12 protein-coding genes are annotated in these 13,503 nt (G+C 40.0%); 3 read left to right on the top strand and 9 right to left on the bottom strand.

Annotated features, from left to right (window positions below; all coding sequences use genetic code 11):
* The first annotated feature begins 22 nt into the window (after positions 1–22).
* Complete coding sequence (locus AC07UV_RS13725) at positions 23–937, top strand: FKBP-type peptidyl-prolyl cis-trans isomerase (protein WP_335994188.1); 915 nt, start codon at positions 23–25, stop codon at positions 935–937.
* A 78-nt stretch (positions 938–1,015) separates the two neighbouring features.
* On the opposite strand, the gene AC07UV_RS13730 is transcribed toward AC07UV_RS13725, so the two are convergent.
* Genes AC07UV_RS13730 through AC07UV_RS13740 form a run of 3 tightly spaced genes read right to left on the bottom strand, consistent with a single transcriptional unit; the run spans position 1,016 to position 4,558 of the window.
* Positions 1,016–2,194 (bottom strand): ABC transporter permease, encoded by a 1,179-nt coding sequence (locus AC07UV_RS13730; RefSeq protein ID WP_282252308.1) that lies wholly within the window; start codon positions 2,192–2,194, stop codon positions 1,016–1,018.
* Positions 2,195–2,205: 11 nt separating this feature from the next.
* Entirely contained in the window at positions 2,206–3,162 is a 957-nt protein-coding gene (locus AC07UV_RS13735; RefSeq protein WP_495184165.1) for an HlyD family secretion protein, read from the bottom strand.
* 1 nt (position 3,163) lies between these two features.
* Positions 3,164–4,558: a TolC family protein gene (locus AC07UV_RS13740; protein ID WP_495184166.1), complete on the bottom strand. Its 1,395-nt coding sequence runs from the start codon at positions 4,556–4,558 to the stop codon at positions 3,164–3,166.
* A gap of 321 nt (positions 4,559–4,879) precedes the next feature.
* Between AC07UV_RS13740 and AC07UV_RS13745 the strand changes: the two genes are divergently transcribed.
* Positions 4,880–5,647 carry a TatD family hydrolase gene (locus AC07UV_RS13745; RefSeq protein WP_495184167.1) on the top strand — a complete coding sequence of 256 codons (768 nt, stop codon included), beginning with the start codon at positions 4,880–4,882 and terminating at the stop codon, positions 5,645–5,647.
* Positions 5,648–5,660: 13 nt separating this feature from the next.
* Positions 5,661–6,680 carry an asparaginase gene (locus tag AC07UV_RS13750; protein WP_495184168.1) on the top strand — a complete coding sequence of 340 codons (1,020 nt, stop codon included), beginning with the start codon at positions 5,661–5,663 and terminating at the stop codon, positions 6,678–6,680.
* A 246-nt stretch (positions 6,681–6,926) separates the two neighbouring features.
* Here the strand turns inward: AC07UV_RS13750 and AC07UV_RS13755 are convergent, their stop codons facing one another.
* The 6 genes from AC07UV_RS13755 to AC07UV_RS13780 are packed head-to-tail and all read right to left on the bottom strand — an operon-like array spanning position 6,927 to position 13,500.
* On the bottom strand, positions 6,927–8,234 hold the full coding sequence (locus AC07UV_RS13755) for a bifunctional folylpolyglutamate synthase/dihydrofolate synthase (RefSeq protein WP_495184169.1): 1,308 nt from the start codon (positions 8,232–8,234) through the stop codon (positions 6,927–6,929).
* Between the two features lie 11 nt (positions 8,235–8,245).
* A complete protein-coding gene (locus tag AC07UV_RS13760) occupies positions 8,246–9,073 on the bottom strand; it encodes an energy transducer TonB (RefSeq protein WP_120260060.1) in 828 nt (275 codons plus the stop codon).
* Positions 9,074–9,131: 58 nt separating this feature from the next.
* On the bottom strand, positions 9,132–9,542 hold the full coding sequence (locus tag AC07UV_RS13765; protein ID WP_282252298.1) for an ExbD/TolR family protein: 411 nt from the start codon (positions 9,540–9,542) through the stop codon (positions 9,132–9,134).
* Positions 9,542–10,249, bottom strand: coding sequence for a MotA/TolQ/ExbB proton channel family protein (locus AC07UV_RS13770; protein ID WP_120260062.1), 708 nt, complete (start codon positions 10,247–10,249; stop codon positions 9,542–9,544). The genes AC07UV_RS13765 and AC07UV_RS13770 overlap by 1 nt, the downstream gene beginning before the upstream one ends.
* A gap of 25 nt (positions 10,250–10,274) precedes the next feature.
* Positions 10,275–11,693: an HU domain-containing protein gene (locus AC07UV_RS13775; protein WP_495184170.1), complete on the bottom strand. Its 1,419-nt coding sequence runs from the start codon at positions 11,691–11,693 to the stop codon at positions 10,275–10,277.
* Positions 11,694–11,733: 40 nt separating this feature from the next.
* Positions 11,734–13,500, bottom strand: coding sequence for a hypothetical protein (locus AC07UV_RS13780; RefSeq protein ID WP_495184171.1), 1,767 nt, complete (start codon positions 13,498–13,500; stop codon positions 11,734–11,736).
* Positions 13,501–13,503 lie beyond the last annotated feature (3 nt).

The raw sequence follows: 13,503 nt of genomic DNA on the forward strand, positions 1-13,503 counted from the left end.
AGGTGGTCTTGAGTATAAAATCGTGGATGATAATGCAAAAGAGAAAGCAGTATCAGGCGATTTATTAGCAATTGACATTGTACAATCGACAGATAGAGACTCTGTAATGAGCAGCACTTACGAAATGGGTATTCCTCAGATCGTTCAATTATATCCAGATAGTGTTATTGCAAAAAATCCTGGAGACCCTACAGGTCTATTCAAATATGTTGGTGAAGGTGATAGCTTGGTATTCAAAATTAATTTGGATTCTATGGCTGCAAAAACACATCAACCTAAACCAGAATTTGCTGACAAGTTTTTAGTTTTCTCAATTAAAGTCAAAAAACACTTCAAAAAAGGAAAATTAACAGATCAACAATTAGGTGAACAAGTTCAAAAATACTTTGAAGAAGAATTGAACAAACACAAAGCTGCTGAGCCTGCAAAATTGGATAAATATATCAAAGATAAAAGCTTAAAAACAACAAAAACAGCTTCAGGACTTCAATACGTAATCACTAAACCTGGAACAGGAGCAAATGCTAAAGTAGGTGATTCTCTCCATGTTAATTATGTAGGTTCATTGACTACTGGAAAAGTATTTGATACGAACCTTCCGGATATCGCAAAGAAAGAAGGAATTTTCATGCCACAACGTCCTTACGAAGCATTGAAATTCCAATTAGGTGTTGATGGTGTTATCCCAGGATGGACTGAAGCATTCCAATTGTTTAACAAAGGCACTAAAGCAACTTTAGTAATCCCTTCTTCATTGGCTTATGGCGATCGTCCTCAAGGTAAAATTCCTCCATATGCACCATTGGTATTTGAAGTTGAGGTATTGGATATCAAACCAGGAAAAGTTCCAGCTCCAACACCAGCGGCAACAATGCCAGGTGTAGTTGCTCCAACTGCTACTGCCCCTACGGCAAAAGCTCCAGCAGCAAAAAAATAATTTGCCAGATAAATTCGGCTAAAAAACAAAAGAGCCGTTCCATGTTTTGGAACGGCTCTTTTGTTTAAACATTGTTTTTTAAACCTTCACCTGTTGCTTTTTATCAGCCTGCTTTAATTTTCTTATCTTCCACCAAAGTACAGCAACTGCCAGCACAAAACTGATAATCATAATAATAGTCAATGCAATTAACGGTTTGTTGGTATGATAGTTTTCAGCATGCTGGATAAATAGCAATCTAAAAATCCGAAGATAATGTGTAGAAGGGATAACGTTAGCAATAGCCTGTACCCAGCCCGGCATTAGGCTCGAAGGCCAAGTAAAACCACTCAAGATAAAAGCTGGTGTCGCGACTACCATTAACACTTCTGTTGATTTCAGTTGGGACGGCAAAACCATACTCACAAGCACACCTATAAAACATACAGCCAACAGAAAGACCAAGGTACAAAGCACAAAACGGCCAAAGTCCGCTTGGAGTGGCATTCGATAGTACTTACCAAAAGCCCAATATAATACCAATATCCCGATAGACATCAAAACATAAGGTAATATCTTGACGAGAATAAGTCCAATCGGATTGGAAACTTTCTTGACAAGATCAGCGAACGTATTTCCCTCAAATTCTGAGGAAAAAGATAGGGCCAAGCCCAATAACAATACCTGCTGCAATACGGTAATGAGTACCCCCGGCAGCATAAAATAGAGATAATTTCCGCTTCGAATATTTTGTTTGACTATTGTTGTCTTAAAAGGTTCATACTGTTGGGCCGCCACCTTTGCCGGTACTCCACGCTTCATTTGCGATTGAATCTGTATACCAGCCTTGAGCGTCATCGCACAGACATTGACAGCCATTAAAGCTGTATTTGAGGTTAATGTATTCGCCCCATCAACAAACACGGTCACCTCCGGCAAACGGCTCTGTTGTACACCAGAAGCAAATCCCCTTGGGATATGAACAATTGTCGTTGCATCATATTGAATAGCAACATCCTTAGAATCAAACAAGGATGGCAATACCTTCGCAACCTGAATGCTCTCATTGTCCGAAAGCATATCTATAAATGAACTGCTTAAAGGGCTGTTATCTTCATCCACTACGATAACAGGCATTTCGGTAACCTTGCCCTGTTGATAAACATGCCCAACCAAAATACCATATAGTACAGGTGCTCCTAAAAAGAGCATCAGCAGTACCTTATTATTAAAAAAGAGCTTAAACTCCCGTTGGATTAATTCTAGAAATCTTTTCACATCCATTCACTTTAATTCGCATGGAGAACCACGAGCGTTTTTGTTAACAAATCTTTTGTTCCAGCGATATCCTCAGGTACGATCTTTAATTCAAATACAGCCTGCTGCGGATCAAAATCTGGGTAAGCCGATGCAATATTGGCATAGGAATTCAATGCTTTAACACTAACGATCTTAGCCGGCACCTTTTTATGGTTCAAATAAGGTATTTCAACCGTTACGGTAACACCTTTTTGTAATTTTCCGATCTGATTTTCAGGCAGTGTAAATCTAAAATAAGTAGAACGATCAAGGTATCCGTTAACAATTGGATAGCCAGCCATCGCCAGTTCACCAACTTTTAGATTGATTGTCTCCACGCTCATATCCTGTGGTGCAATCACGTATTTTTCCTGTGCAGCAACATTAACCTCAGACACAGCTCCAAGTGCTCTTTCTTTTTGCCCCAATGCCATCACTTGTTGTTCTTGTCGGGCACCAGCCCTAGCTTCGGCCATTTCTGCCTGTGCAGCAAGATATTGGTTTTTAGCACCTTGATACTTTGCATAAGTCTCATCATACTTTTGCTGAGGAATCAGACTATCCTGCAATAGCGCCTCAAGTCTACCAATTGATTTCTTTGCGAACTCATATTGCTCCTTCAGACCATCTACCTTTGCCTGCAGTTGAACCAGTTGCCCTTTGGTCGCGCCTTTGACAGCCATATTATATTGTGCATCAGCAGACTGTAGTGCCCCTTTCGCCTGTTCTTCCTTTGCGTCCACTTCAGGAATGCTCAAAATAGCCAAAGTATCACCAGCATGTACAAAATCCCCCTCTGCAACAAAGATCTTAGCAATTTTACCGGGCACTTTCGTAACCACAGTCACCTGTTCGCGCTCCGCTTTTCCCTCAATAGGCTTTTCTTTCACTTGATTTGTACAGGAAACAAAAATAGACAAGGCTAATATCCCATATAAATTTTTCATGTTACTCATGTATAGTTTGTAATAATTTTCCAGATGTGTGTAATAATTCAACTGCAGCATTTCGTTGTTGCAAAACGTTATTAAAATAGCCCAAATTGACCTTATACCAGTCGTTTTCGGCAGCCAACAATTCTGTCACATCAATCAATCCCGCCTGATATTGCTTTACGGCCATAGATAAGTTGTTTTCAGCAACCTTCAGTTGTTGTTCGCCTACTTTCAGCTTTTGATTTCCCGTACTATAGCTAACGCTATTTTTACGCAATAACAGATTTAGTTTTTCCTCCGTATCTTCCTTCTTTGTAGCATTAATGGTTTGATCAAGTTTGACCTGTTTAATCTTGTTATGATGCTCCCCTCCAGTATAAAGATCCCATTTTACTCCGAGTCCAACCAAGAGATTTGGACTTCCCTTGATTGAATTTAATGGAAGGTTCACCGTTCCCAATAACGGTTGGTCTTTGACACTCAATTTTGAATTGAATACATTTAAGTAGTTTGCCGATCCAAAGGCAAAAACCGCTGGAAGAGCGCCCCCTTTTTCCTTTTTGTAGAGGTATTCATAGGCTTTTGATGAAGCCTCCAATGCCTTAAGTTCTGATCGTTGCTCAACATCGTTGGGGATCTCCGACAAAAATATCGGTTTCAGTCCATAGTGAATCCCATTGACTTCCTGAAAAGGAACACCGGCTTCCTGTTGAATTTTTTGACAGAGGAGATCCCGATTTCCAGCTACCTCAACTTTTTTTTCTTCCAGTTCCAGCAGAGCCAATTTGAGTTTATCACGGTCATAAGGAATAGCCAAGCCATGTTGAATTGCTTTATTGACCTTTTCTTGTTCTTTTTTTAATCTTTTCTCCGAATCTACAATAAGCTTATCGACCTCTTCCAGGAGCATGAGCTGATCAAAGGAAGCAATAATATCTTTTGACAGCGTCTCACGGCTCGCAGATTCCAGATATTGCTGTGCAACGGCCTTCTCTTTTAAGGCCTTTATTCCATTAGGTATTTGTAATCCTGAAAAGATAATTTGTTTCACCGAAACACCCGCATATGCCGCCTGTCCATGCATGCTAAATCCAGTAGCCCCCTCAAAAAGCCCCAAATTCAAGAGTGGAACATTCACGGTAGGAATATCTACGCTACCGTTGCTATGCACATATCCGTATAATCCCAAGGCCGATACATGTGGTAGCCTGTTCGCTTTTACACCCTCTGCCTCCAATCGCGCTTTGTCAACTTCATATGCCTTTAGTTTTAATTCCTTATTTGTTTGAAAGGCTTTTTGAATAATATCTTTTACCGATGGGTCGACCAGCGACTGCGCATGCAGCTTATTTAAACACACAACTGACACAAAGGCAAACAACCCTATGCATAGTTTCTTATTCATCATATGATTCATTTATTCTTTAAAAAATAGGGCAACAACCGTTCTTCTGTTTAACAGCAAATAATAAAGTATGTTTTACCACATGCTATTTTTTCCAAGATAAGAAAAAAAGTATAGCCCATATATGACTCAAATTCTCCTTTTCGATTTTTCTAGCTCAATTATCAAGCAGTAAGAGAATCCGTTATTAATTTTCATTTTGTTAATTAATAAGTTATCTTTGGAGAACGAATTGAAATTTTGGTAATGAAGCCTACCTCTTTATTCGATTATAATAAAAAGAAGTTTTTACCCTAATCCGCTTTTGCCTCCACGCAGAAAACTATGTTGCTTACTGATACACATACACACATTTACTACCACGCCGGTACCAATAAACTGCAAGAACACCTACAACGTTGTTTAGACAACCATATAGAAAGACTCTTTTTACCAAACGTAAATAGTGCTTCTATCAAACCTGTATTCGATACGGTTGCAGCTTACCCGGAACACTGTTTTCCTATGCTAGGACTACACCCTTGCGATGTTAAGGAAAACTATGTAGACGAATTAAACAATATCCAAAAGAGCTTGGAGAACAACAAAGTCCATGCCATAGGTGAAATTGGTTTGGATCTTTATTGGGATAAAAGCACATTGGAAATTCAAAAAGATGCTTTTCGAACACAAGTGCAATGGGCTAAAGACCTTAATTTACCCATCGACATTCATTGCCGTGAAGCCTTCACTGAATTATTCGAGTTACTGGAAGAACTTCATGACGAAAAGTTGTTTGGCATACTTCATTGCTTCACCGGGACATTGGAGCAAGCCCACCATGCCATTGACTTAGGTTTTGCGCTTGGTATAGGTGGTGTTGTCACCTTTAAAAAGGCAGGATTGGACAACGTCGTCAAAGAGATCGATTTAAAACATATCGTATTGGAAACAGACGCTCCTTACCTTGCTCCTGTCCCCTACCGTGGCAAAGAAAACGAAAGCAGCTATCTAGTCTATATTGCACAAAAAGTAGCCGATCTACATGCGGTATCCATTGAACAGGTGGCAGAAATTACAACAGCAAATTCAAAACGTATTTTTGGTATATAATCTATAGAATCCCATGCACAATATCTTTATTATCTACACTGGCGGAACCATTGGAATGGTCAAAGACGAAACAGGCACTTTTGTACCCTTCGATTTTGAACTGATCAAGCGTAATCTTCCTGATTTAAGCCGTCTGGATTATAAATTGACCGTACACTCTTTCGAACCGATCATCGATTCTTCCAACATGAAGCCAGAGATCTGGATAGAAATGGCCCAGATCATAAAGGATAATTATGCCAACTACGATGGCTTTGTTATTTTACATGGTTCGGATACAATGGCATTCACAGCTTCTGTATTGAGTTTTATGTTAGAGGGACTTCAAAAACCAGTAATCCTTTCTGGTTCACAATTGCCTATTGGAGAAATCCGTACCGATGCGCGCGAGAATATGATGACGGCACTTGAAATTGCTTCCGCAAAACAAGATGGTGTTTCCATTATCCAGGAAGTATGTATCCTTTTTGATAACAAGTTATTCCGTGGAAATCGCTCTTTCAAATATAACTCAGCTAAATTTGAAGCATTTAGATCGCCAAATTACCCCGTACTCGTGGAGGCTGGCATCCACCTTAAATACAATACAGATGCTTTATTGAATAACATTGATAAAGAATTTATCCTACATACCAAGTTAGACAACCGAGTTGCTGTATTGAAACTTTTTCCTGGAATATCTGCACAGACAATCAAATCGGTTCTTGATTCGGATGTAAGATCTATTGTGATGGAAACTTTTGGATCGGGCAATACCACGACAGACAGCTGGTTTCTGGATTTATTAAAAGAAGCTATAGAACAGGGAAAGAATATCCTTAATATTTCGCAATGTAAGGTTGGCTCGGTTGAATTGGGGAGATATGAAACCTCACAAGGTCTGAAAGCCATTGGTGTACTCAATGGATATGACCTTACATTTGAAGCTGCTGTCACCAAGTTGATGTATCTTCAGGGCGAACTCGAAGATCAAAAAGAAGTTGCCTACTGGGCCGAAAAAGATATTCGCGGAGAATTGACTGTTAATGATTAGAAAAAAGGAATAAAAATCTTCATACTTTCACAAGCACCAACTGCTATGAAAATCAATTGAAGGTTCTTTCTGGCCAATAAGCCGAACGTAGCGGATTCATTGATACCTTAAAGAAAAAAATACGAATCAATAAAAACAGATAATTCAGGAATAAAATGCTGCGTAAAAATCAAGGAAAAAGGATCATAGACTGTGTAGATTAGCTTAGGCTGACAAACCCAGTATCTCTGATCCTTATCCTTTACACTATAATCCCTTATCTATTGCGACCAAGACTTCAGCCACCACAAAATTACTACCACCCACAAAAATTAAGTCGCCATCTTCATAGGCAGCTTTAGCAGCCACAAAAGCTTCCTGTACAGAGGAGTAGTCTCCCCCATACAAATCAAATACCACAGCCTCTTCACGGAGCAAATCCGAGGGCATTGCTCTTGGCATATCCGGCGCTGAGAAATAATAAACGGCATCTTTGGGTAGATAGGGTAACATGTGCGATAGATCTTTATCCCGCATAGCACCAATGACAAAGTGTAATTTGTTATAGCTGGTGCTGTTCAGATTTTTTATAACCTCATGAATTCCATCTTCATTGTGTCCCGTATCACAGATTATAAAAGGATCTTTGGATAACTGTTGCCAACGCCCCTGAATACCTGTAGTAAATTGCACCTTTTTCAAGGCTTCATGCACATGAAGGCGACTGATTTGAAATCCTTGTTTACGTAATTCGTCGACCGCCAAAAGAACACCAGCAAGGTTCTTCACCTGATATGACCCTTTAAGGTCTAGTTGATAAAGTTCTTCAGCACCATTTTCATCAATAGCTTCAATATGCAGGTAATCCTGGTCTACACTTAGCATCCTTGTTTGATATACCTGGGAAGCAAATCGGATAGGTGCCTGTTCTACATGTGCTTTATCCAAGAAAACAGATGCTGTTTCAGAAGCATATTCAGAAATCACCACTGGTGTATTTCTTTTAATAATACCTGCTTTCTCACCAGCAATCTCAGCTAATGTATTTCCAAGCATATTCATGTGGTCAAAACCGATGTTGGTGATTACAGACAGTAATGGCTGGATAATATTCGTACTGTCCAATCGTCCGCCGAGTCCTACTTCAATAACAGCTATATCGACTTTACTCTTCTCAAAATAATCAAAAGCCATCGCTACTGTAATTTCAAAAAAAGAAGGATTTACCTCTTCTATCAAAGCCTTGTGTGTTTGAACAAAATCCGTAACAAATTCCTGTTCACACATCATACCATCGACACGGATACGTTCTCTGAAATCCAGTAAATGTGGTGAAGTATAGAGCCCGGTCTTATAGCCTGCTTCGCTCAATATAGCCGCAAGCATATGGGAAGTAGATCCCTTTCCATTGGTACCAGCGATGTGTAAGGTGTTGAATTTTTGCTGCGGGTTGTCTAGCGCGTTGCAAAGTTTGATGGTATTGTCAAGGTCTTTTTTGAAGGCCGAGGCGCCATCCCTTGTAAACATAGGTAATCGAGTATATAGATACTCGATTACCTCCTTATAAGCATTCATCTGAATGATTTTTATCTTAATCTAAAATTGAATACAATCCGCCCTGTTTGGGTATCAGGGGCATTAGGCAATTGATTTAGTCGCGCCCCTCTAACGGCACGTTCACATTTCTCCAATAAAGAAGGATCTGTGATCGTCGTACCTTTTACACCAGCACGGGCATAGGTAATAACGCCCTGCTTATTCACTCTGAATTCCACAGCAACCTTTCCAGCTTGTTGGCCATTATCATCAATGCTTGGTCGTTGTGTAAAACTACGGTTTTCAATGGACAACATCATGTTGCCATTGCCTGATCCTCCTTCACCATAATTGCTGGCCAAAGGATCCCCTAATTTAGAACCTTGATTTCCGGGTGTTGTACCTGTACCATCACCAGCGCCCTTACCATTATTTTTATTTCCTTTGAAAAGCGCTTTTGCATTTGCCTGTGGCGCCACTGCTTTTGTTTCTTTGGTCGTTTCAGGCGCCTTTGACACCACTTTCTTTTCTGTTTTTGTCACAGCAGGTGCCTCTTCCAGATCCTGCGTGACAACTGCCTTTTCAGCAACTTGTTGTGTAGGCGTTGGCGTAGGTGTCTCCACAGGGTCTATACGATCTGGACGCTCATTATTTGCGTTGGGATCCACAGAAGGTTCCTCCACACTCATGTAATCATCCCCCATCCCTTCAGGAGAGGTACCATAGTTGACGATCATACCGCCCATACCATACTCATCCGGTGCTTGTGCTTTAAAAACCACAAAGAAACCAATCAACAGCAACGATGCCATGACCAATGTAGATATCCCCAAAGCTTTGGGGAAATTATTTTCTTCATGTTGAAGATGATATCTCATTGTATAAATCTCCTATATTAACATATGAGCAATAAACTTCGAAAAAGTTTAATTGTTCCTACTTATCTTTTTTTGGTTCCGTTGCCAAGACTACCTTCACTTTCAGACGATTGGCTACATCCATAACCGAAATGACATTTTGGATAGGAACAGTATTATCGACGTAAAGCATAATCGTCAATTCTTCTCCACTAGCCATTTGCGACTGGATAGCCGCCTCCAACCCCTCTACAGGGACCGGATTTTTATCAATGAAATAGCCCAATTCCTTTGTGATGGATATTGTAAGCGTCTTTTTCGCAACAGATTGCTCACCTGCACTCGACTTTGGCAACAATAGCTTGACCACTTGCGGATTCGAAACCGCCGATGCCAACAGGAAAAACAACATCAGGAAAAACATGATGTCGTTTAACGCTGAAGTATGGACTTCGGCAGATGGTTTATTTTTTCTACTTCGTAAGTTCATTATCTTCCTGGTTCATCCAATAAATCAATAAATTCTACTGCATCGGTTTCCATACGTAAAATCAATCGTTCAACCATCATATTTAAAATATGATAGCCTAAATAAGCCAAGATACCGACAGCAAGACCCGAAGCTGAAGACACCATTTTCACATATAGACCACCGGAAACGGATGCGATGTCAATACCACCCGCCAATTCTACCTCATGGAAAATCCGGATTACTCCAAAGATAGTACCAACGAAACCAAGCATTGGTGCTATACCCGCGATAATACCAAGGATATTGATGTTTTTCTCCAATTTGGCAACTTCCAATTTACCCACGTTTTCAATCGCACCTTCAATATCTTTGATTGGTCTGCCGACTCGTAATAGTCCCTTCTGCAACATACGTCCTAAGGCCGAGTTACTGGAACGACATACAGCCAACGCTGAGTCTAAATTTCCCGACAATACATTTGCTTTCACTTGAGACATCAAACTATTATCGTATTTGGCTGCTCTGCGAATAGTCAGATAGCGTTCAAAAAAGATAACCAATCCAATAAAGAACAGTAATAGGATTGGAACCATTATCCATCCCCCTTTGATCATCATATCGATCAAACTCATGTTTTCTGTACTAGCAGCAGCAGGTAACGGTTGTTGCGCAGCTTGATTAAACGTATCTACAGCAGCCCTTGCTGTATCTTGCACTAATGACATAATTATTAATAGTTTTATATAGTTTCTATAATGTTTCTACCCAAGCACCTTCAATTTTTTTCTCTACAGATTTTTGAGCGAGGTCGGCCTCCGCTTTTGTCATGTAGGTATTCAAGATGACTTTCTTTCTATTCTTTTTAAACTTCCCTTCCACAGCACGCGCGGTCTTATAACCTAGCGCCCGAAGACGTTTTGCCTCCTCCTCCGCCTGTGCCATTGTACGTGCAGAACCAATAACGAGCTGATACTTTGGTTGTGCAACAGGAATAGATTCCTTGATAACTGGATCTGCCTGCAAAACCGGAGCTTGTGCAGGTGTCTTCTTTCCGCCAGTCACGGCTGTACCTTTTAATGAATCAGGAGCTATTTTCGCTAGAGAATCCGCCTTCTTTAAACTGTCCGCCACTAATGTGTTGGATATTGTATCATTGATCGGTAAATTATTTTTCTGAACAATTGTATCACCAGCAGGTTTTAGGGCCGGTTGTGTCCCACCAAACAGCGAATTTTTCAGCCCCGGATTTGTATATAAAACACCCACTGCAATCATGACCAATACAATGGCCGCTGTTATCCAATACCAGATTGCATTTGAATTGCGCGGTTCCTCCTCATAGATATTGGGCGCATAAGCAGAATTTGCAGCAGCAATAGCACCAACTTCTTTTTCCGCGATTTTCTCATCTTCAGCAACTGCCTGATTATCGTTCTCATCTATCAGTGTTGAAACAGCTGCAGTATCTAAAAGTTCAGCTTCAACCTTGGCATCATCCTCCACAGTATTTTCCGCTATGCTATCCTCCTCCACGATCGGAGCGATAGGTTCGACCAATTCGGTTACGGATTCAATCGGTGTAAAATTGTCATCATTTTCTAAATCTAGCGGCTCTCGCTGTTCGTTTACAGTTTTCTCTTCGGCTTCAACATTGTTGTCAACAACAGCATTCGGCTCATTAACCAATTCTTCATTAGGTTCTGACACTAGGGCTTCCTCCGATTCAGCAAGTCCATGTTCATCCTCCCGTACCGGAATAACGGTTTCAATTTCAGGACCAACGAGATTGACAACAGGTTGAAAATTAAAGCCAGATAAATCTAAAGGCTTAAATACCAAACTTGAACCGTAGCTAATCAATAGACCGAGATCATCCAGCTTTACCTGACCAAATTGCCCTAAGTCATTTCTTAACGTGCCCACAGTATCATCCAGAATTTGCTGCGCCTGCCCCAAACTTAAGTTTTCCTGTTGTTGAATATAATGCACGATATTGAATCCATGTTGTGCAGAATAGTCCAGTTCGACATAGGATATAGGTGGCAAAAACACATTATTCTGTTTATCAAATTGAGCCGGAGAATGAATTCTTTTGAACACACCTATTCCGGGCACGTATACTTCCGCATAGCGTCTTAATAAACTATTGATGTTTTTGCCTAGATTCATTGTTCTATGATTTAAAATGCAAATTTATAATCTTAATTCGTTAAAACGAATAATTAAGACCACCAATTACATTGAATCCCAATCTTGGATAATACATGTAACGCTGATATTCCTTTCCAAAGATATTATTTGCTTTCACGAAAACACCAAATTGTTTTTTAATTCGGTATTCAGCACCAGCATTTAAATCCGCAAAGGAAGCAATCGTGACTTTTCTTCCAACAGGAGTTCCACTATTATCCGTAACACGGCTACCATCGGTGTTATAATCGTAAACATACGCATAGGTATTACCTTGGCTAGAAAGCTCTGCATCCACAAAGAATTTATCCGAGATATTGAAACGTGCATTGGCTTGCAACCTAAATTTAGGTAAGCCCCATGCCTCTTCTTCATCGCTCAGATTATAGTCATCAATAAATACTTTACCGCCTAGGTTAACCAATTGTGATAAGCGTACATTAATCTCCCCTTCCAATCCCATATGCTTAGCTTTATTGATCTGACCATCATAGACCACATCAAAAGCCCAAGGAATATAACCATCCTGGCCATTGCCAAATGCACTATTCTTAAACAAAGGTAGTCCTTCGATCTGCTTGTAAAATACCTTTACTTTATAGCCAAATGTCGCACCAGCATTCCCTTTTAAACCACCATATACATTCAATTTTTCAATGGAATTGGCGATTCTAACATTTGGCGCCAAATAAGGATTTTCCTTCGCAAAGTTGCGGAATGAACCCTGTCTCACATTTCCGTTAACACCGGCAAATAAAGAGATATATTCTGGAGCCAAAGAAAAATCGGCTTCCACCGATGGGAAAACATTGAAACGGGATTCGTCACCAAATTCCGAAGTCAGGTTGGCACCCAAAGTTACATTATAGTTATCTCCTTTAAATCGAATGTATGGATTGATCAAAAACAAATTATTTTTCACATTTGCAGTGTCATTTTCGTTTTTGACATCGTTCATGGTCACGCTCACATTGGCTCCAACATTGAAAGCACTCATGCGTTTATTCAAATATCCCGATAGGGCAAAGGAATTTTCCTTGGCTTTATAAGCATCCTTGAATAGGTAACCATCTACTTTAGCGGAGTAGCTCATTGACTGCTCATTCTTCGGATCAACATTACTCGCTAGCTCACCGTTTAAATAAATATCAGTAAATGTTTGTTTGTCTGGTGATGTATTCAATAATGTTGTCCCTGGTTGGTCAAATGTTTGACCGTAGAAATTCGTACCATATCTATTGTAACCGATTGTTCCTTTTACAGTCACGGCATCCAATACACGACGTCCAAAAATACCAACATCCTGTGTACTGAATTTCTGACCATCAATATTACCTTTTTGGCTTAAATGTTTCGCAAATAACCCAAAACGTGTATTTTCAAACTGCTCGGAAGCTAAATACGCCTCGCCTAAAATGGTATTATAATTACCTACACCAAATTTGACATAGTTACTGCTGTGTTCAAAAGGCTGTGCAAATGGTATCTCTTGCACATTCAGTTGTTTCAGACCTGTATTGATATCCAATTTTTTATCAATAATATTACCATAGTTTAATTTTGGCTGATATTCCCGTTTGTTGGTCATATCAGGACTACGACGGATTTTTACAGCATCTGCAAGAATCGGTTTGTAATCACGAACAACATCAAAAGAATCAATAGTGACCGGTTTTTCAGGATCGTTCTTCTTGCCTGTTTCTTGTGCAAAAGAATTCAATCCCACGCCCATCAAAAGCGCTGCTAAGGTATATTTCTTCACATTTCTATTTTGCAACTTCTTCATTGT

The organism is Sphingobacterium sp. GW821-FHT03E03 (assembly GCF_059420745.1).